This is a genomic window from Sphingopyxis sp. 22461 (genome assembly GCF_052044915.1).
Classification (GTDB): domain Bacteria; phylum Pseudomonadota; class Alphaproteobacteria; order Sphingomonadales; family Sphingomonadaceae; genus Sphingopyxis.
The window spans coordinates 231131-250416 of record NZ_JBQENY010000010.1; the positions used below are offsets into that span (position 1 = coordinate 231131).

Consider the following 19286-nt stretch of genomic DNA (forward strand, 5'->3'; position numbering starts at 1 on the left):
AATCGGCTTAGTGGCAATGGGTGGAGATTGTCGCGGGGACGGAATAATATGGGCCTTTCAGATCCTGGGTTTGGCTGCCGAGCAGGTTCGCGCGCTTGAAAGCGGTCTTCGAGATCAGCGGGACATCCCGCTATGATGACCTCATCACGGAGCGGTATCACTTTCCGAAGAACTATCTTGCGATAGCGCGGCAATGCGTGGGTGACTGGATCATCTATCGCGAAACCGGGGCGTCTGGCGGACGTAAGGCCTATATCGCGGCAGCGTTTGTGACAGCGATCGATCCCGACCCGTCAGATAGCGGCTTATTCTATGCGCGTGTCGAACAGTTTCTTCCGTTTGACCGGGCGGTTCCGTACCGTGATCGTGGAGGGCGGTTCGCAGAGCGGTTCATGCGGGACTATGGCGACCCGGCGACGATTGGCAGACTGATGCGGGGCAGGTCGGTTCGTTTGCTGGACGCTGCAGATTTCGTTTCGATCGTCGATGCGGGCTTGGACGCTGTTATCGATACTGAGAATGCCATCCGTCTTGAACTTGATACCCCGCATCTCGATCCGGCAACGGCAGCCCTCTTGAGCGAGCCGCCCAGCGAGCGGCGCGTCGAGCAAATGCTCGTGAACCGGAAGATTCGCGATGCGGCTTTCCGAAAGAATGTGTTGGACGCCTATGACAGCACCTGTGCTGTCACCGGCCTGCGGATCGTCAATGGGGGTGGCAAAGCGGAAGCGCAGGCCGCTCATATATGGTCGGTTGCCAGTGGCGGCCCTGACGTCGTCCAGAATGGAATCGCGCTTTCGGCGACGGCCCATTGGCTGTTTGACCGCCATTTGATCAGTCTCGCCGACGACTACTCTTTGCTCATCTCCCATAACAAGGTTCCGACGGAACTCCGGGGGCTCTTCCCGCCGATCGGCCAAGCCGTGCGCTTACCCAAGGATCGGCATAGTTGGCCACGCCCTGACTATATGGCACGACATCGCGAGCGATTTGCGGGTCATGGGCTCGCGTGAGCAGTACCGCCTCTATCCAAATTTATGACGCGCAGGCGACGGAACTGGCCGAGCGCTATGATCGACTGTCGCTTCTCGAATCCTATGGCGGCATCGAAGAACTGATACGGCCATCTCATCCGGCGCCGCTTGCGCTCGATGTCGGAGCCGGCTCAGGCAGAGATGCCGCTTGGCTGTTAAGTCTGGGATATGAGGTAGTCGCGGTTGAACCAGCGGCGGGCATGCGTGCGGAAGGCGAACGGCGCCATCCCGATCCCAAGATTCACTGGCTCGACGATCGAATGCCTGGACTTGCTGCGATACATTCGACGTCCATCAGCTTCGATCTCATCCTGCTTTCCGCCGTTTGGCAGCATATAGCGCCGAGCGACCGTGCTCGTGGCTTTCGGAAGCTCGTCACCCTGCTCAAGCCGGGTGGCCTTCTTTTGATGACGCTTCGGGAGGGGGCATCCCCTCCGGACCGCCAGATGTACGGGGTTTCGCTGGGCGAGGTCGAAGGCCTCGCGCGCGCGCATGGTGTCGAAGTGCTCCGCGTCATCGAAAAGGCGGATGCGATGGCTCGCGGTGACGTCCGCTGGACCATGGTGACCTTGCGCATGCCCGATGATGGCGCTGGTGCGCTTCCTTTGCTCCGCGGGATCATTCTCGCGGATGACAAATCGTCGACATACAAACTCGGCTTGCTCCGGGCCATTGCACGCATTGCGGAACATGCGCCCGCCGCGGCCCGAGCAGCAGACGATGAGAATGACGCCATCGATGTTCCACTTGGCCTAGTCGCGTTGTTCTGGATTCGGATGTACCTGCCGCTGGTAAGGCTGGGATTCCCGCAAGCTCCGAAGAACCGGGGTGCCGATGGCCTCGGCTTTGCGAAGGTAGGTTTCAGGGCGTTGCTGGATGAGGCGATTGCGCCTCAGGAATTGCGTGTCGGTTCCGCTTTCGCTGCCGATCGGGCTGTCATGATATCCCGCGCTCTTGGGGAAGCTGTCTCGACGATCGCTGCGATGCCAGCCAATTTCATCCGCTTCCCGAATTCTGATCAGCGCGTCTTTACAGCTTTCAAGGCAAGGAGCCGCACCGGATCGACTGAGCTGCAAATCGATCTGCCCACCTTGGCAGGCTGGGGCCAGTTGCGCATTCCCGGTGCCATATGGCGAACAATGGCTCGGCTTGGATCTTGGATCGAGCCCGTGCTCGTGAACGAATGGGCGCGTCTCATGCGCGGCTATGCGGAACGCATGGGGGTTTCGGTCCCGGCCGGGCAGGCGGAGGCGGCGCTGGTTTGGGAGGAGCCTTTTCGCGATACCGCGCTCGGCCGATCGGCTGCCCAGAGAATATTTGCCGAGGGCCGGGACATTTATTGTGCGTGGTCCGCCACGAAGCTGAGGCCATCGCGACTAGATATCGATCATTGTATGCCGTGGAGCGCTTGGCCGTGTGGGGATCTTTGGAATCTCCTCCCGAGCGAGCGTAGGGTCAACCAACATCAAAAGCGGGAGCGCCTTCCTTCCGGCGAGCTGTTGCTCAACTCTCGCGAGCGCATTATTGGTTGGTGGAACGACGCATGGCTTTCGAGCCCGACATTGTCGCAGCGCTTTTGGCGCGAGGCCTCTGCCGCGCTCTTTGTTGCAGAACCAAGTGAGCCTGAGCAACTCTTTGCTGGCTTGGAATGGCGACGACTTCGCCTTCGACAGGATCAGCTCGTACCCGAGTGGACCGGAGAGCCACGCGTTTGACAGGCGCGCTCGCGCTTCGCCGATTTGGCATTGCAGAGGGGGTGCCAGAATATCACCTGATGATTCTCGCAATAAAAGCATTGTGTGGAACAGCTGAAGAAGGTATAAGATAGATTGAGATATAGTGATGGTAATTGGTAATCGTATCACTGCATCTCTGAATTTATAGAGTCACCGGTGGGGCCATCATATATTGGCCTAATAATTAGATTTTTCTTATCAAAATCATAGAAGTATTCTTAGTTTCCTCTTCTGGGCACCATTTTCCCTTCCCGACATCCGGAAACCATCGCCACGGCTAAATGCCGTTGTTGCCGCCTGATCCTTGGTCGCAACGCATCCGGACTGGGCGCGTCAATCGGCCGAGATTTTCGATGTCCTGCAGTCCCGATAGGCTCACGCGCCGTGCGCGGCGCCGCGTCCCATTTGCGCGATCGTGCGAACATATAGGAGTTCGAACAGCAGCTCGACGAGCGTCTGCGTGACGATGATGGCAGGCAGCACCGGCATGGCACCGGGCACGGCCAACGCCAACGGCAACACGACGAGCGAATTGCGCGTGCCGGTGCTGAACGCGACCGCGCGGCCGCCGGGCGCATCGAGCCGTGCGGCGCGGGCGACGAGCCATCCCGCGACGGGAGCGATCACCGCGAAGGCGATATAGAGCGGCAAGACGCTGAGTGCCGCCGGGATCGCGGCGCCAAGCTGCGGCAGGACCGCGGCGATGACGATCAAGAGCACGAGCGCCGTCGCCGGGACGGGGAGCAGGCCGAGCGCGGCGGCCGCACGCGCGCCCGCGCGGCTGCGCGCCGCCCAGAGCTGGCACAGGATCGCCAGCGCGAGCGGCAGGGCGATGAGCCAGAGAAACGCGTGGATGAACGGGCCGGGGTGGACGAGGCCGGCAGCGGCCTCGCCGAGAAATGCGGCAAGGTAGAGCGGCAGCAAGAGCATCTGCGCAATGAGCAGCGCCGGGGTGGAGGCAAGCAGCAGCCGTGCATCGGCGCGGCCGAGATGCGCGAAGGTCACGACATAGTCGATGCACGGACAAAGCAGCACGATCAGCACCCCGAGCCGGATGAGCGGATCGTCGGGCGCGAACTGGATCAGCGCCGCCACCAGCAGCGGCACGACAAGGAAGTTGACCGACAGCAGCGCGGCGAGGAACCGGAGATCGCGCAGCGCCTGGCCCAGCGCCGCCAGCGGCACCTGGAGAAAGGTCACGAACAGCATGAAGGCGAGCGCGGGGTTGATCGCCGGTTCGAGCGCTTCGGCGCCGGGGAGCAACGCGCCCGCGAGCGCGCCAAGCAGTACGGCGCCGAAGTAGATCGCGACCTGCCGCGTTTCCAAAAGGTCGCGCAGTTCGCCCGGCGTCACCGCCGGCGCCCCGCTTTATCGGTCATCATCTCGCTGGCCATAGTGGAGGCTGCATCGCTGTGAAGTCTTTCAGCTGCAAGCCGGAATGGGACTATCAGCGTCTTTGCCATAAAGTTGCGACAAGTTGGTGTTGCTCTCGCCCGCGCTGTACGACGGGGCGGCAGCGCGCAACACTGAATGATCGGCTGGTTTATATATGCTGCGCTCGTTCCGCGTCTTTCTCTGGGCCCTGATCCTCGCCGCGACCGCGTTTGCGCCGGCTTCGGCGCAAGTGATGCGCTCGGAAAATATCGAGGTATCGCTCGTCCCGATGCACCAATGGGCGGCCCCCGGGTCGACCGCGATCGTTGCGGTGCGCCAGGACATCAAGCCCGGCTGGCACACCTATTGGCGTAACCCGGGCGATTCGGGCGGCGCAACCGAGCTGACATGGTCGCTGCCGCCGGGCGTTTCGGCGGGCCCGATCCTGTGGCCGCTGCCCGAACGCCAGCCGGTCAAGGGACTGATGAACTACGGCTATTCGCGCCAGGTCTATCTCCCCGTACCGATCGAAATCCCCGCGTCGGCCATGCCGGGATCGACCCTGCCGCTCAGCGTCACGGTGCTCTCGATGGTCTGCAGCGACGAGATGTGCGTTCCTGATGAACGCGTGGTGAAACTCGAACTAGCCATCCGCGAAGCCGTGCCGCCGCTGACGGCCGGGGAGGGCGCCGCGATCGAACGCATCGTCGACAGCGCGCCGCGTGCCGCCGACATCGATGCCCGCCTTGTGCGCGACGGTGCGGATCTCGTGCTGACCGTTCGCGGTGCCGAGCTGAAGCCGGGCGCTGCCGGCGGAGCTTATTTCTTCCCCTTTGACGGCGGCGTTGTCGAACACCCCGCCGCACAGCGCGCCGAATGGACCGGCGAGGATCTGGAATTGCGGATGAAAGCCGGGGGAGCGATTGCCGCTGCCGGCCTAACCAAACCCGTCAAGGGCGTCCTGTCGACGCCCGGCGGGGCATGGGAAGTAACCGCCGACCCATCGGCCACCCCCGCATCGTCGAAGGGCGATACGCATATCCTTGTCTTTGCCCAGGCCGCGCTGTTCGCGCTCGTCGGCGGCCTGATCCTGAACCTGATGCCGTGCGTGTTCCCGATCCTGGCGATGAAGGCCGCATCGCTGGCCGCCTCGGCGCACGCCCCGCGCGAGGCACGGCGCGACGGTATCGCCTTTCTTTGCGGCGTCCTTGCGACCTTTGTCGTTCTGGCCGCCGCCTTGCTCGCCTTTCGCGCCGCGGGCGAAGCGGCGGGCTGGGGTTTTCATCTGCAAAATCCCGCGGTCACCGCCGCGCTCGCGCTCCTCATGCTCGCCGTCGGGCTCAATCTTTCGGGGGTTTTCGGGGTCGCGTTGCCCGCAAGCGGGGCGGGCAGCCGGTTGACGCGGCTTCCGGGCTGGTCGGGGGCCTTCTTTACCGGCGTGCTCGCCGTGGTGGTCGCCGCGCCCTGTACCGCGCCGTTCATGGCCTTCGCGCTCGGCGCCGCGCTGCTGATGCCCGCGCCGATGGCGCTGGCGATTTTCGCCATGCTGGGCCTGGGGCTCGCGCTGCCCTATCTGGTCATCAGCCTCTCGCCCGCCTTGCTGCGCCGGTTTCCGAAGCCGGGGCCGTGGATGGCGCGGCTGAAATCGATCCTCGCCTTTCCGATGTACGGCGCCGCGCTCTGGCTCGTCTGGGTGTTCGCGCGCCAGACGGGCAGCGAGGCGCTGGCGCTCATCCTCGCGGCCGGCCTGCTGCTGGCGTTGGGTCTGACGCTGTGGGGCTGGCGCCAGATCGCGAAAATGTCGGGGCGCCGTGCGCTCGGCTCGACGATCGGGGCCGCGCTGTCGCTGCTCGCCGGTCTCGGCGTCGCGGCGTCCGCGACGCTGCTCCCCGTTGCGGCACCGCAGGCAGGTTCCGAAGAAACCGCGGACACGCCGTGGACCGCCGATGCCGTTGCCGCCGCGCGGGCGCAGGGCAAGGTCGTGTTCGTGAACTTCACCGCCGACTGGTGCGTCACCTGCAAGGTGAACGAGCGTGCCGCGCTGGCGAACGCGGGGACGCGCGCGCTGCTCGCCGAAACGGGCACCCTTTATATGGTCGCCGACTGGACGCGCCGCGATGACCGGATCGCGCGGGAATTGGAGCGCTTCGGCCGCTCCGGCGTTCCGCTCTATCTTATCTATGCACCCGGTAAGGAGGCGCCCGAGATTTTACCCCAGCTCCTGACGCCGGGTATCGTCGCCGACGCGTTGAAGCGGGCGGCGGCGGGGCGCGAAGCATCATAACCGAGAGGAGATTAGCCGTGAAATATACAGTATTTTCCTTCGCCGCCGCATCGGTCCTGCTGCTTGCCGGATGCAGCCAGCCGGCCGAGCAGAAGGCCGATCAGCCCGCCGCCAAGGAGGCGGCGGCGAATGCGGGAGGGCAGGTGGCGCCAGCGTTCCAGCTCGCGAGCGCCGACGGAAAGCAGGTTTCGCTGGCCGATTTCCGCGGCAAGACCGTCGTGCTCGAATGGACGAACGAGGGCTGCCCCTATGTCAAAAAACATTATAGCGGCGCGATGCAGAAGCTGCAGAAAGAGGCGGTGGCCGACGGCGTCGTGTGGTTGACGATCGTCTCTTCGGCACCCGGCGAGCAGGGCTTCGTCGAAGGTGAGAGCGCGAAAAACTGGGGCCAGCGGTTCAATGCGGGCTTTACCCATCTGCTGCTCGATCCGACCGGCGCGACCGGCCGCGCCTATGGCGCGAAGACCACGCCCGATATGCGCGTGATCGATGGCGAGGGGCGCATCATCTATGCCGGGGGCATCGACGACAAGCCGACGAACAAGGTCGAGGACCTCGCCGGCGCCAGGAATTTCGTGCGCGCCGCGCTCGACGACCATGCCGCGGGGCGTCCGGTCACCACCGCCTTTGCCCAACCTTATGGCTGTGCGATCAAATATGCCGATGAGGCGGCTTCGACGAAGACCTGATCGCCGGGCTCCGTTGCCCTCGCCCCGCCGCGGTCTCTGTGGATCGCGGCGGGGCGAGGGCATCCCCGCGGCGAAAATTCCCCAAGTCATTCGAGGCTGAGCAGGCGCGCTCGAATAAATGTTATCCGAACTTGCGTTGAATATTAGTGGATTAGAATGCGATGAAGATTCGGTTTTGGCGCGTAATCTATTCGTGATATTTGGGCGTTGCTGTTTCTGGTCACCTTTTGGGGAAGGGGATTGTGATGCTTGGCCCATTCAAAGCCGCGGCGATAGTGGGGATCGGGATTTCGCTGACGAGCTTTGCGCCGCCGCCGGCCTTTTCGGCCGCCGCGCTCGAAGCGCTGGATCCGAGCCGGCTTGCGACCCTCTTTTGCGGCGCGAGGCGGCCGGGTTCGTCCTTGGCGCAGAATCTCCTTGTCGCGGCGGCGTTCGCGGCGCCGGCGAGCGAGGGCAGGCCGATCCCGCTCTTTCCGGACCTCGCGACCTCGCCGTTTCCGGTCTCGACGAACAAGGATCAGGCCCGGCGCTATTTCAGCCAGGGGCTGCTCCTGACCTATGGCTTCAATCATGCGGGCGCGGTGCGCTCGTTTCGCGCGGCGCAGCGGCTCGACCGCGATTGCGCGATGTGTTGGTGGGGCGAAGCCGTCGCGCTCGGCCCCAACATCAATGCGCCGATGGATGAGCGCGATCGCGGTGCCGCGCTGGACGCGATGGACCGGGCGATGGCGCTGCGAAGCGCCGCCACGCCGATGGAGCGGGCGCTGATCGAAGCCGTCGCGAAGCGCTATTCGCGCGATCCGGGAAGCGACCGCGCCGCGCTCGATGCCGGCTATGCCGACGCGATGCTCGATGTCGCGCGCCGGTTTCCGGGCGACGACGATGTGGCGGTGCTCACGGCCGAGGCGGTGATGAATACGAGCCCGTGGAACTATTGGGAGGCCGACAAGAAAACATCGGTCGGCCGGAGCGGCGAGGCCGTGCGGCTTGTCGAGACGGTGCTGAAGCGTAATCCCGGCCATGTCCAGGCGAACCATCTCTATATCCATCTCGTGGAAGCCAGCGACCCGCAGCGCGCCGAGGCGGCGGCCGACCGGCTGGCGAACCCGTCGGCGCCGAGCGCGGCGCATCTCGTCCACATGCCGGGGCATATCTATCAGCTGCGCGGTCGCCACGCGGATTCGATCCGCGTCAACATCGCTGCCGCGCGCGCCGACGAGGAATATATCCGCAGCGCCGGCGACAACGGGCTCGTGCGCTACGGCTATTATCCGCACAATATCCACTTCATCGTGACGTCGGCGCAGATGGCGGGCGACATGCGCACCGCCATTCGCGAGGCGCAGCGGCTCCGGACCGTCCTCGATCCCAAAACCTCGGCGCAGATCGCGTGGATCCAGTCGATCGACGCGGCGCCCTATTTTGCGATGGCGCAATTTGCCGATCCAAAAGCCATATTGGCGATGCCGGCGCCCGACCCGAGCCTCGCCTATCCGACGGCGATGCGGCATTTCGCCCGCAGTATCGCCTATGCCGGGCTTCGCGACCGCAAGGCCTTCGATCGCGAACTGGCCGCGATGACCCGGATACGGACGTCGGATGCCATGAAGTCGATGATCGACCAGGGCGTGCCGGCGGGGGATCTGGTCTCGCTGGCTGAGCTGGTGGCGCGCGGCCGGTTCGCAAGCGTGCAGGGCCGCACCGACGACGCCATCGGCTTTTACCGTCAGGCAATCGAGATCGAGGCCAGCCTTCCGTATCAGGAACCGGCCTATTGGTATTATCCGGTGAAGCAGTCGCTGGGCGCGGCGCTGTTCCGGGCGCGGCGCTATGGCGAAGCGAGCGACGCCTTTCGCGCCGCGCTGGCGCAGACGCCGAACAATGGTTGGGCGCTGTACGGGCTCGGCCGCAGCGAGGCGGCGCAGGGGAACAGGCTGGAGGCCGCGGCTGCCGACAAAGCCTTGTCGAAGGCATGGATCGGCGACAAGGCCTGGCTCCGCATGGATCGGCTATAGGCCGGGCGCACGGAACCGCGACGCAAAGCCTTGGCTTTTCTCTGGCGATTTTCAGCGGGAGAAGGTGGTGCCGCTTCAGGACTCGAACCTGTGACCCCATCATTACGAATGATGTGCTCTACCAACTGAGCTAAAGCGGCAACGAGGGGCGCCACTAGCAGCGCCTCGGGATGAAAACAAGCATCCTTGCGCAGGATTCGGCGTTCGCATTTGGCACGGGCAAAGCGGGGGCGGTCCGCCGCCTAATCCTGGCCCAGCGGCAGCTCGGTCGTCGCCTTGATTTCGGACAGCGCCACCGTCGAATTGATTTCCTGTATCCCCGGCAATTTGCTCAGCTGGTCGAAGAAGAAGCGTTCATAGGCGTCGATGTCCTTCGCGACGATCCGCAGCATGAAATCGGTCGTGCCCATCAGCACATAGGCGTCGAGCACCTCGGGAAATCCCTGTATCGCGGCGCTGAATTCGTCGAGGTTGGCGCGGCCATGGGCGTTGAGCTTGACCTGCGCGAAGACATGCGCGTTGAGCCCGACCTTGCGCCGGTCGATGATCGCGACGCGCTTCTTGATGAAGCCCTCGCGCTCGAGCCGGTCGATGCGGCGCCAGCACGGCGAGACCGACAGTCCGACGCGCTCGGCGATCTCGGCCGTCGTTTGATTCGCGTCGCGCTGCAATTCGCGGAGAATCTTTATCTCGAATGGATCAGGATCGGTCATTTCATTCTCATATCGTAATTATTCGGATCATAACATGCAAAATTCGGCATGGGTGGCCGATAATCGATCAAGAATGCCCAAGGCGGAAATGCGACAAGGCACGCTCAATCAAAGGAGTATGTTTCATGGTCGTCCGTCTTGCCCGTCTGGCCCCGCCGCTCGAATGCGTGCGGCTCTATGATCTCGAAGCGGGGCTCGACGGATTTATTGCGATTCACTCGACCGCATTAGGGCCGGGGGCGGGCGGCTGCCGCCTGTGGTCCTACCCCGACATGAAGCAGGCGCTGGGCGATGCCGTGCGGCTTGCCGAAGGCATGAGCTATAAGAATGCCTTGGCTGGGCTGCCGCTCGGCGGCGCGAAGGCGGTGCTGCGGCGTCCCGAAGGCGAATTCGATCGGGTGGCCTTGTTCCGCGCGTTCGGCCGCGCGGTGGAAAATCTGGGCGGTATGTATGTCACCGCCGAGGATGTCGGCACGTCGGTCGAGGACATGCAGGAGGTCGCCTCGGTCTCGCGCCATGTCGCCGGACTGCCCGCGGTGGCGGGACGCGCGGGCGGCGATCCGTCGCCGTGGACCGCCAGGGGCGTCTTCGAATCGATGCAGGTCGCGGCCGAGTTCGCACTGGGGCGCGATCTGGCGGGGCTGACGGTGGCGGTGCAGGGCACCGGCAATGTCGGCGCCGACCTGTGCCGCCGCCTCGCCGACGCGGGTGCGCGGCTGGTGATCGCCGACGTCAATCCGGCGCGTCGCGACCGGCTGAAGGCGGTGCATGGTGCCGAGGTCGTCGACGTGTCCGAGATCGCATCGGTCGATGCGGACATCTTTGCGCCCTGCGCGCTCGGCGGCGCGCTCGACCGCGAGACCGTCGCCAGGCTGAAGGCGAGGCTCGTCTGCGGCGCCGCGAACAACCAGCTCGCGACCCCCGACGTCGCCGCGCTGCTGCTCGAACGCGGCATCGCCTATGCCCCCGACTATGTCGTCAACGCCGGCGGGATCATCAACGTGTCGGCCGAATATCTGGGCGAGGACGCGGATGATGTGAAACTGCGCGTCGCCGAAATCGCGCCGCGCGTCGGCGCGCTGCTCGAACGCGCGGCACGCGAAGGGCGATCGCCCGCGCTCGTCGCCGACGAGATGGCCGAAGAGGTGATCGCGGGCGCGCAGCGCGAGGCGGCGTGATGCATCGCTTCCGCGTCGACGCGATCCTCGACCCGCAATCGCTGCCGCGCGTCGCCAATTATTTCGCGCAGCGGTCGATCGTGCCGAGCGCGATGGCGATGCAGGTCCTGCCGACGCATATGCGGATCGAAGTGACAGTCGCGGGGCTTCCGCCCGGACAGGCGGCAATCATCGCGGCGAAGCTGGGCGAAGTGGTCGCCGTCACGGGGTCGGAACTGGAAGAGCTTGTCGCCGAGCTGGCCTGAGGAGCCAATGGCGGCCCGTAGCGAACGGAGCCAAGCTCAGCTACGGGCCGCAACAGTATCTCTACTGCTTTGGTAGAGTGACATCGGGGCGATGACTTGGCTAGACAGGGTGCGTTCGAAACAGCGCAGCAACCACTCGATTCATCGCCCGAAATGCCACCGCAGCAAAAGACCAGAACCGGACTCATCATCCGCCACGTCCCGCACGAAGGGATCGCCGGATATCGCGAACCGATCGAGGCCGCGGGATATGCGCTGACGCGCCTCGATGTCGCTGACCCGGATTTCGGCGCGGTCGACCTGGGCGAGCCCGACCTGCTCATCATGATGGGCGGTCCGATGGGGGTTTATGAGCAGGACGCGCATCCGTGGATCGCCTGCCAGCAACGGCGGCTTGCGCGCCGGCTCGACGCGGGGCGGCCGACGCTCGGCGTGTGCTTCGGGGCGCAAATGATCGCCGCGGCGATGGGCGCGCGCGTTTATCCGGGGTCGGCGAAGGAGGTCGGGTTTCACCCGCTGAGCTTCGTCGACACCGCCTCGCCGCTGCGGCATCTGGCTGATGTGCCCGTGCTCCATTGGCACGGCGACACCTTCGACCTTCCCGATGACGTCGAATTGCTGGCGTCGACGCCCGCCTATCCGCATCAGGCATTCCGGCGCGGCAACAATATATTGGCGCTGCAGTTTCACGGCGAAATGGGGCTCGATCCGCGGTTCGACGAATGGCTGCGCCAATGGCCCGATGCGCTCGACGAAACCGGCGGAAGCGTGAACGGAATGCGCGACCTCCATCGGCGGCATGGACCCGCCGCGGTGGCGGCGGGACGCACGATGATCGCCGAATGGCTCGCCGGGCTGACGGACTGAACGGTCTTCGCCGACCTTCAAGATTTTCTTTCGTGATGACGAGGCCGCGGCGGCTTGCCTCGCCCGCGGACGCGTGCGAGGGGCACCGGCGAGCAGTCGGAGACGAAGACGATGCAGTTCGACGTGGTGATAGTGGGCGCGGGTCATGGCGGAGCGCAGGTGGCGATCATGCTGCGTACGCAGAAATTTGCAGGGACCATCGCGATCATCGGCGAAGAGCCCGAACTTCCCTACGAACGCCCGCCGCTGTCGAAAGAATATTTCGCGGGCGAGAAGGAATTCGAACGCATCCAGCTGCGCCCCGCCAAATATTGGGACGAGCGCGAAGTCACGATGCTGCTCGGCAAGCGCGTCGCGCGCGTCGATCCGGCCGCGCACACCGTCACCACCGATGGCGGCGAGACGATCGGTTATGGCAAGCTCGTCTGGGCGACCGGGGGATCCCCGCGCATGCTCCCGATCCCCGGCGGCGACTTGCCCGGCGTGCAGGGCGTGCGCACGCGCGCCGATGCCGACGCGATGAAGGCGGCGTCGGAAACCGCGGGCCAGATCGTCGTGATCGGCGGCGGCTATATCGGGCTCGAAGCCGCGGCGGTGCTGAGCAAGGCGGGCAAGAAGGTCGTGCTCCTCGAAGCGCTCGACCGCGTGCTCGCGCGCGTCGCGGGCGAAGAGCTGTCGCGCTTCTACGAAAAGGAGCACCGCGACCATGGCGTCGACCTCAGGCTCGGCGTGTGCGTCGATGCGATCGAGGGTGAGACGAAGGTCACCGGCGTCCGCCTCGCCGACGGCGAGGTGATCCCCGCCGATCTCGTCATCGTCGGTATCGGTATCGTGCCCGCGGTCGAGCCGCTGATCGCCGCGGGGGCCGACTGCGCCAACGGCGTGCGCGTCGACCGCCTCTGCAAGACGAGCCTGCCCGATGTCTATGCAATCGGCGACTGCGCATCGCATGTGAACGACTTCGCCGAGGGCGCCGAGATCCGGCTGGAATCGGTGCAGAACGCCAATGATCAGGCGAATGTCGTCGCAAAGGGCATCGTCGGCGACGAAGCACCCTATCATGCGATCCCCTGGTTCTGGTCGAACCAGTACGACCTCAAGCTCCAGACCGCGGGCCTCTCGACCGGCCATGACCAGGCGGTGCTGCGCGGCGATCCCGCCACGCGCAGCTTCTCGGTCATTTACCTCAAGGCGGGCAAGGTCATCGCGCTCGACTGCGTCAATGCGACCAGGGACTATGTCCAGGGCCGCATGATCGTCACCGCGGGGCTGGTGGCGACGGCCGGGCAGCTCGCCGACACCGAAACCCCGCTGAAAGCACTGCTCCCCGCCTGACCGCCTACCAGCGGATCGTCACCCCGACCGTGCCGCCATAGCGCCGGCTGCGCGGCCCGTCGGCGTCGAAGGCATAATCGCCCTTCACATGCACCGCGACGCTTGTCCCGAGGCGCGCGATCAGCCCGGCGCCGACCTCGGCCTCGGTGCGGCCGAGGTCGGTGCGGATCGGATCGGTGCCGAAGCGTGTCGACTGGTCGCCCGAAAAGCCGTGCCACAGGCTGGCGTGGAGATAGGGCTGGAAGCTGCCATATTCGCCCTGGAGGCGCAGCCCGGCGCGCCCCGTAAGCACGTCGCCCGTGGCGAAATCGATCGTCGAGAAGGCGTCGGCGCGGTCGTCGAGCTTGACCTGCTGCCACAAGAGCTGCGCCTGCGGTTCGAGCGTCCACTTGCCCGAGAGCGCGATCGGATATCCGGCCTCGATCGATGCGGTCCAGCCGGTGCCGTCGACGTCGATCGCCATGCCCGAACTGGCGGCGGCGGTGCCGTCGAACCAGCTGTGCATCGCGACCAGGTCGACGTACCAGCCGCTTGTCCCGACGAGCGTCGCATAACCGGCAAGGCTCGTCGCCTTGACGTCGATCTGGCCGACGGTCAGGTCGTTCCAGCCGAGCGCGCCGCCGCGGACGGTGCCGTCGGTCGACGATCGCCCGACAAAGGCGCCAAGGCGGATGTTCGTCCCGCCATCCTCGCCCCAGGCGGCAAAATCCTGCCCGATCTGAAAGCCTGAGAGGTCGCCGTCGAGCGAGGGCGCGACGTCGCCGTCCCATTTGATGTCGCTATTTTCGGCGAAGACGCGGCCCCATGTCGCGGGCAGAACGCCCCCGCCGCGCAGCAGCGCCTGCTCGCCGCGGCGCTCGTGGAAAGTGCCGAGCGTCGCCGACGCCAGATGATGCGCGACGGGCACCGCCGCGACAAAGGCCGCGACCTCGGGGCGGAAGAGCGGAACGGCTTCGCCGGCCTCGGCGACCACCGGCGTCGCGTCGGGCGTCGGCGGTTCGGCCGCCGGGTCGGGGGTCGGCGGGGGCAGCGGCGCGGGTTCGGCCGGCGGTTCGGGAGGCGGCGGCGGCGCTGCGGGTTCGGGCGCCGGGGGCGGCTCGGGCGTCGGCGGCGGGGGTGGATCGGTAACCGTCACCGGCGGCGCAGGGTCGACCGGGTCGGGATCGACCGGCGTCGGCTCGGGCGGCGGGGGCGGTGGGGGCGGGGCCGGCGGCGCCGGCGGTTCGGGCGGCAGAGGTTCGGGCGCGGGCGCCGGTGGCGGCGGCGTCAGCACCGGCGGCGCGGGCGCGGGCTCGGGCGGCGGCGGGGCCGCGGGTGCCGGCGGGGGCGGCAGCGTCGAACGCAGATACCAATTGTCCCCCGTGCCGGTGGTCGTGCCGCTGCGGAACAGGAAATATTCATAGGCGCCGACGGCGACGCGCTGGTTGAGCGCAAAAGCGCCGCTCGCGGTCGTTCCGCCATTGATCGCCTCGACGACAAGAATGCCGTTCTGCGCCGTGACGCCCCCGGTTCCGCCGGCGTTGAGCACGGTGATTCCCGTTGTGCCCGACGCGGCGCCCGCGTCGATGACCAGCTTGTCGGATAGCGATGCATCGTCGCCGAGCACGGTATCGATGAGCAGCAGCCCGCCGTCGCCGACATAATTGCCGCGCACGGTGAAGCTGTCGCCCGGCGTATTGCCGCCATTGGTCAGGTCGATGCGCCCGGCGTTCACCAGCGTCGCGCGCTGCCCCGCGGTAAAGGCCGTAATCCCGCCCTGAAGGCCGCCGCCGAAGATCGTGCTCGACGCGTCGAGTTCGAAACGGCCGGTGCCCGTCCCCGCATCGCCGAGCGTCAGGAAACCGTCGAAGGTCAGTTCGCTATCGTTGGTGGCCCGGATCAGTTCCCAGCCGTCGAAGCGCGCGATTCCCCCGCTTGTGACATTGTCGAAGGTGAGCGTGTCGCTGCCTTCGCCGCCGGTGATCCGCGGCGACCGGCCAAGATGCGCCGCCGTCAGGTCCACCAGCCGCGCGCTGTCATTGTCGCCGCCGAGATCGACCGTGCCGTGGACGACGCCGCCGCCGTCCCAGGTGAAGCTGTCGGTGCCGACGCTCAGCAGCACGTCGCCGCCGACCGATCCGCCGGTGATCATCACGCTGTCGGTGCCGCCCGACACGCTGATATTGCCGCCGATCGTGCCGCCCGACAGGATGATCGTGTCGTTGCCGAATCCGGCGACGAGATTGCGGTCGATGGTGCCGCCCGACATGTCGAACAGATTGTCGGCGAGCTTCATATTGACGCGGCCGATGCGTCCGCCCGTCATCCGTGCGGTGTCGCCGTCGTCGAACGCGTCGACGATGCGGCCGCCCGACATCAGGAACGTGTCCATCGAACCGCCCTGGTTGAGCGTGTTGATCTCGCCGCCGGTCATCACGAAATCGTCGATGCCTTCGCCTTGCTGCACCTGTCCGGTGACCGTCCCGGCGCTGATCTGGAAGCGGTCGTTGCCGTTGCCCTGATCGACCCCGCCGTTGATACGGCCCGAATCCATCACGACCGCGTCGGTCCCGCCGCCAAAGGTCACATTGCCGGCGATGGTCCCGGTTCCGCCGGTAGGGAGCGTCAGCTGGTTGTTGCCGCCCGGGTCGTTCAGGCCGGCGGGGGAGGTGCCGCTGCTGCAGACGTGGGTGTCATTCCCGGCAGTCGGGGTGAAGACGCATTGCGCAAGCGCCGGCGACGCCTGCGTCAGCGTGAGGGCGGCGGCAGCGGTCGACAGCAGCAAATGCTTCCGGCGCGGGGCGCGTATCGGCTTCGATATGGATTTGGGGGGCATGCGTCCTCATTCCCTTTCGGGTTTGGTATGCCCCCCTGTCCGCGCAGCCTATAAACTGAATGTTGCCAAATTACTAAGCATCGATCGGCGGCGGCGTTTCGTCGCCCAAAGCGCGCTTCAACGTCGCCTTGATATTGCGCAGCAGCCGGCGCAGCGCGATGATGACGATGACCGCGGCAACCGCGAGCAGGATTGCGATGACGATGGCCAGCGGCGGATAGGCGATGGCCAGCGCCAGCAGGCCGCCCGTGGCGACATCTTCGCCGGTCGACACCACGGCGTTGCTGAACGGTTCGGGGCTGACGTTGACGACCGCGCGCGTCGTCGCCTTGGCGCCATGGCTCAGCAAGGCGCCGCCGCCGCCCAGCAGGAAGGCGATGACCTGCCACGCCGGATCCGACGAATCAACCAGCGCCAGCGCCAGCAGCGCGCCGCCGAGCGGGCGGATGATGCTGTGGACCGTATCCCAGATCGAATCGACCCAGGCGATCTTGTCGGCGAGGAACTCGGCGATGGTGCCGACCGCGGCAACGCCCAGCACCCATGGATTGGCGAGCACCTGCAGCGCGGCGAGATGTTCGGGCAGCGGCAGCCAGCCGAAATGCATCGCGGTGCCGGTTGCCAATATGGTGAGGTAGAGCCGCCAGCCGGCAAGGAGGCTGAGGCTGCCCGCGACGCCCAAAATCTCGACGATTCCCAATGCCGTGCTCCCCGTCCCGGATCCCTTGGCCGTGCGTCACCTTGCACCCGTCCGCGTGCCGCCGCAATGCCGGGATGACAAGGGGGTGCGGCACGGTTATCGCTTACGCCATGACCGATACGCCGACGACCCCGCCCGCCGAACTGTTGCCCGACGGCGCCATTCCCGCCGCGACGCTGGTCATCATGCGGCCGGCGGACGACGGCGGCGCTGACGAGATATTGATGGTCAAGCGGTCGGTCACCATGGCCTTCGCGGCCGGGGCGGTCGTGTTCCCCGGCGGCCGCGTCGATCCCGACGATTATCGGGTGGCGCGTCTTTACGGGCCGGGCATCGACGAAGCCGACGGCGCGGCGCGGGTCGCGGCGCTGCGCGAGACGCTGGAGGAAACGGGCCTCGCGGTCGGTTGGCCGGCGCTGGCCGAAAGCGACGTCGCCGAGGTGCGGCAGGCGTTGCTCGCCGGAACGCTGCTTTCGGACATATTGGCAGCGCGCGGCGACCGAATCGCACTGGAATCCTTCGTCCCCTTCGCGCGGTGGTGCCCCAATTTCAAAGAGGCGCGAACGTTCGACACGCGATTCTATGCCGTCGCCGCGCCGCCGCACAGCCATGAACTCACGGTCGAGGAGGCCGAGCACAGCCATATTTTCTGGGCGAGCGCGAAGGCCACGCTGGCGATGGCCGACCGCGGCGACGTGTCGGTGATCTTTCCCACCCGACGCAATCTCGAACGCCTGGCACAAGTTGCAGATTTCACCAGCTTTTCCGAGCATTCCGGCCAGTTTCCGGTCGAGCTCATCACGCCATGGATCGAGGAGCGTGAGGGGCAGGCCCATCTCTGCATCCCCGGGCATCTTGGCTATCCTGTCACGAGCGAATCCTTCGAGCGTGTACGGCGCGGATAAGTAGCGTTCGATGCAACAACTTTTCCCCTATTTATGATTTACTAAGATTTACCGGGGTAGGGCAAAACGTCGTTGCAATTGCTGAACGCCGTGCCTAATAAGGCCCTGCAGAAGCAGACCGGGGGAAACTTCGCCGGTGTGATTCGACAAAAGTAATCCAGTGGACGGAGAAAATGATGAACCTGCTTAAGAAAGCTGCGATCTCTCTCGCAGCGACCTCGATGATTGCGGCGCCGGTTGCCGCGTCGGCTGCTCCCGCAGCCCGCGCAGCTTCGGCCGTTGACGGCCAGAGCGAACTCGAAGGCAGCACGAGCTGGATCATCGCTGTCCTCGCTCTCGTTGCTGTCGTTGGCGGCATCATCATCGCGTCGGACAACGACGACGACAAGCCGACCAGCCCGTAATAACGGCTGATCTGGCTAGCCAGACTTTCGCAAAGGGCTCCGAGCTTCGCTCGGGGCCCTTTGTTTATTCCGGGTGGTGATACACCCACGCGTCGCCAAGGCGCGGCGATGCAGGGTCAGAGTGCGATGGTGCGGTTCGTCCGCGATCGCGCGAGCGGGATCGCCTGGCGGGCGCGCCCGGCCGCGGCCGCGTCGATGGGGGCCAGCGTCAGCGCATAAGTCTCGGCGTGCGCATCGCCCGGCGTCGCAGCATCGGCCAGAACGATACCCCAGGGATCGACAGCAAGGCTGTGGCCAAAAGTCTGCCGGCCGTCTTCATGCGTGCCGCCCTGCGCCGCCGCCACGACATGACAGCCCGTTTCGATCGCCCGCGCGCGCATCAGGACATGCCAATGCGCCTCGCCCGTCGACACGGTGAAGGCGGCGGGGATGGCGATCAATGTCGCGCCGCGATCGACCAGCGCGCGGTACAATTCGGGGAAGCGCAAATCGTAACAGACGCTGAGTCCCAAAAGCCCGAGCGGGGTTTCTGTGACCACGACGGCCTCGCCACCCTCAAAAGCGGCCGATTCTTGCCAATTTTCGCCCGACGGCAGCGTGACGTCGAACATGTGGATCTTGTCGTAACGCGCACGGATGCTGCCATCGGCGGCGATGACATGGCTGCGGTTGACGCGCCGTTCGCCATCGTCGGCCAGCAGCGGCATCGATCCCGAGTGCAGCCATATCCCGTGCTTTTGCGCCATCGCCTGCAGCGCCGCGGGCCAGGGGCTGTCGGCTTCGCGGGCCATGTGCGTGCCCGATCGCGCGCGGTCGCGGTCGAGGAGCAGCGACATTTCGGGCAGGAAGACCATCGCGGCGCCGTGCGCGGCGGCTTCGCTCATCGCGCGGTCGATCGTCGCCAGATTGACGGCGGGGTCGATGCCGCTGGTCATCTGGACGAGCGCGGCGAGGGGGGCGGCTGGTGAAGGGATATCCATCGCATCTGGCTA

Annotated in this window: 16 protein-coding genes and 1 tRNA gene; 11 read left to right on the forward strand and 6 right to left on the reverse strand. The window is 65.7% G+C overall.

Features of this window, described 5'->3' with window-relative positions:
• Positions 1–95: 95 nt before the first annotated feature.
• Both ACTJI5_RS17765 and ACTJI5_RS17770 read left to right on the forward strand, forming a co-directional pair.
• The gene (locus tag ACTJI5_RS17765) at positions 96–1013 is read left to right on the forward strand and encodes an HNH endonuclease (RefSeq protein WP_440861237.1); all 918 of its coding nucleotides are present in this window, start codon (positions 96–98) and stop codon (positions 1011–1013) included.
• Entirely contained in the window at positions 1010–2749 is a 1740-nt protein-coding gene (locus ACTJI5_RS17770; protein WP_440861238.1) for a methyltransferase domain-containing protein, read from the forward strand. The genes ACTJI5_RS17765 and ACTJI5_RS17770 overlap by 4 nt, the downstream gene beginning before the upstream one ends.
• A gap of 396 nt (positions 2750–3145) precedes the next feature.
• Here the strand turns inward: ACTJI5_RS17770 and ACTJI5_RS17775 are convergent, their stop codons facing one another.
• Positions 3146–4123, reverse strand: a complete 978-nt coding sequence (locus ACTJI5_RS17775; RefSeq protein WP_440861239.1) for an arsenic resistance protein — start codon at positions 4121–4123, stop codon at positions 3146–3148.
• Positions 4124–4319: 196 nt separating this feature from the next.
• On the opposite strand from ACTJI5_RS17775, the gene ACTJI5_RS17780 reads away from it, so the two are divergent.
• The 3 genes from ACTJI5_RS17780 to ACTJI5_RS17790 all read left to right on the forward strand — a co-directional run bounded on the left by ACTJI5_RS17780 (position 4320) and on the right by ACTJI5_RS17790 (position 9132).
• A complete protein-coding gene (locus ACTJI5_RS17780) occupies positions 4320–6428 on the forward strand; it encodes a protein-disulfide reductase DsbD family protein (RefSeq protein ID WP_440861240.1) in 2109 nt (702 codons plus the stop codon).
• A 17-nt stretch (positions 6429–6445) separates the two neighbouring features.
• Entirely contained in the window at positions 6446–7117 is a 672-nt protein-coding gene (locus tag ACTJI5_RS17785; protein WP_440861241.1) for a thioredoxin family protein, read from the forward strand.
• Positions 7118–7362: 245 nt separating this feature from the next.
• Positions 7363–9132, forward strand: a complete 1770-nt coding sequence (locus ACTJI5_RS17790) for a tetratricopeptide repeat protein (RefSeq protein WP_440861242.1) — start codon at positions 7363–7365, stop codon at positions 9130–9132.
• A 65-nt stretch (positions 9133–9197) separates the two neighbouring features.
• Here ACTJI5_RS17790 and ACTJI5_RS17795 read toward each other — a convergent pair.
• A tRNA-Thr gene (locus ACTJI5_RS17795) sits at positions 9198–9272 on the reverse strand.
• A gap of 102 nt (positions 9273–9374) precedes the next feature.
• Positions 9375–9845, reverse strand: coding sequence for an Lrp/AsnC family transcriptional regulator (locus ACTJI5_RS17800; protein ID WP_310256799.1), 471 nt, complete (start codon positions 9843–9845; stop codon positions 9375–9377).
• 125 nt (positions 9846–9970) lie between these two features.
• On the opposite strand from ACTJI5_RS17800, the gene ACTJI5_RS17805 reads away from it, so the two are divergent.
• The 4 genes from ACTJI5_RS17805 to ACTJI5_RS17820 all read left to right on the forward strand — a co-directional run bounded on the left by ACTJI5_RS17805 (position 9971) and on the right by ACTJI5_RS17820 (position 13470).
• On the forward strand, positions 9971–11023 hold the full coding sequence (locus tag ACTJI5_RS17805) for a Leu/Phe/Val dehydrogenase (protein ID WP_440861243.1): 1053 nt from the start codon (positions 9971–9973) through the stop codon (positions 11021–11023).
• Positions 11023–11268 carry a hypothetical protein gene (locus ACTJI5_RS17810; protein ID WP_058537047.1) on the forward strand — a complete coding sequence of 82 codons (246 nt, stop codon included), beginning with the start codon at positions 11023–11025 and terminating at the stop codon, positions 11266–11268. Before ACTJI5_RS17805 ends, ACTJI5_RS17810 begins: the two co-directional genes overlap by 1 nt.
• 153 nt (positions 11269–11421) lie before the next feature.
• Complete coding sequence (locus ACTJI5_RS17815) at positions 11422–12135, forward strand: glutamine amidotransferase (RefSeq protein WP_440861254.1); 714 nt, start codon at positions 11422–11424, stop codon at positions 12133–12135.
• Between the two features lie 111 nt (positions 12136–12246).
• Entirely contained in the window at positions 12247–13470 is a 1224-nt protein-coding gene (locus tag ACTJI5_RS17820; protein WP_440861255.1) for an NAD(P)/FAD-dependent oxidoreductase, read from the forward strand.
• Positions 13471–13474: 4 nt separating this feature from the next.
• On the opposite strand, the gene ACTJI5_RS17825 is transcribed toward ACTJI5_RS17820, so the two are convergent.
• Positions 13475–16285, reverse strand: coding sequence for an autotransporter family protein (locus ACTJI5_RS17825; RefSeq protein WP_440861244.1), 2811 nt, complete (start codon positions 16283–16285; stop codon positions 13475–13477).
• A 73-nt stretch (positions 16286–16358) separates the two neighbouring features.
• Positions 16359–16985 carry a DUF4126 domain-containing protein gene (locus ACTJI5_RS17830; RefSeq protein ID WP_310256784.1) on the reverse strand — a complete coding sequence of 209 codons (627 nt, stop codon included), beginning with the start codon at positions 16983–16985 and terminating at the stop codon, positions 16359–16361.
• 110 nt (positions 16986–17095) lie between these two features.
• On the opposite strand from ACTJI5_RS17830, the gene ACTJI5_RS17835 reads away from it, so the two are divergent.
• Both ACTJI5_RS17835 and ACTJI5_RS17840 read left to right on the forward strand, forming a co-directional pair.
• Positions 17096–17890 (forward strand): NUDIX hydrolase, encoded by a 795-nt coding sequence (locus tag ACTJI5_RS17835; RefSeq protein WP_310256781.1) that lies wholly within the window; start codon positions 17096–17098, stop codon positions 17888–17890.
• Positions 17891–18066: 176 nt separating this feature from the next.
• Positions 18067–18294 (forward strand): hypothetical protein, encoded by a 228-nt coding sequence (locus ACTJI5_RS17840; protein WP_037517451.1) that lies wholly within the window; start codon positions 18067–18069, stop codon positions 18292–18294.
• A 116-nt stretch (positions 18295–18410) separates the two neighbouring features.
• On the opposite strand, the gene ACTJI5_RS17845 is transcribed toward ACTJI5_RS17840, so the two are convergent.
• Complete coding sequence (locus ACTJI5_RS17845; protein ID WP_439511235.1) at positions 18411–19274, reverse strand: carbon-nitrogen hydrolase family protein; 864 nt, start codon at positions 19272–19274, stop codon at positions 18411–18413.
• Positions 19275–19286: the final 12 nt, after the last annotated feature.

What these genes read in the sequence shown, in the direction of transcription:
- ACTJI5_RS17780 (WP_440861240.1), top strand. Translation starts at nt 4,320, where the DNA reads ATGCTGCGCTCGTTCCGCGTCTTTCTCTGGGCCCTGATCCTCGCCGCG.
- ACTJI5_RS17790 (WP_440861242.1), top strand. Translation starts at nt 7,363, where the DNA reads ATGCTTGGCCCATTCAAAGCCGCGGCGATAGTGGGGATCGGGATTTCG.
- ACTJI5_RS17800 (WP_310256799.1), bottom strand. Translation starts at nt 9,845, where the DNA reads ATGACCGATCCTGATCCATTCGAGATAAAGATTCTCCGCGAATTGCAG.
- ACTJI5_RS17805 (WP_440861243.1), top strand. Translation starts at nt 9,971, where the DNA reads ATGGTCGTCCGTCTTGCCCGTCTGGCCCCGCCGCTCGAATGCGTGCGG.
- ACTJI5_RS17810 (WP_058537047.1), top strand. Translation starts at nt 11,023, where the DNA reads ATGCATCGCTTCCGCGTCGACGCGATCCTCGACCCGCAATCGCTGCCG.
- ACTJI5_RS17815 (WP_440861254.1), top strand. Translation starts at nt 11,422, where the DNA reads ATGCCACCGCAGCAAAAGACCAGAACCGGACTCATCATCCGCCACGTC.
- ACTJI5_RS17820 (WP_440861255.1), top strand. Translation starts at nt 12,247, where the DNA reads ATGCAGTTCGACGTGGTGATAGTGGGCGCGGGTCATGGCGGAGCGCAG.
- ACTJI5_RS17825 (WP_440861244.1), bottom strand. Translation starts at nt 16,285, where the DNA reads ATGCCCCCCAAATCCATATCGAAGCCGATACGCGCCCCGCGCCGGAAG.
- ACTJI5_RS17835 (WP_310256781.1), top strand. Translation starts at nt 17,096, where the DNA reads ATGACCGATACGCCGACGACCCCGCCCGCCGAACTGTTGCCCGACGGC.
- ACTJI5_RS17840 (WP_037517451.1), top strand. Translation starts at nt 18,067, where the DNA reads ATGAACCTGCTTAAGAAAGCTGCGATCTCTCTCGCAGCGACCTCGATG.
- ACTJI5_RS17845 (WP_439511235.1), bottom strand. Translation starts at nt 19,274, where the DNA reads ATGGATATCCCTTCACCAGCCGCCCCCCTCGCCGCGCTCGTCCAGATG.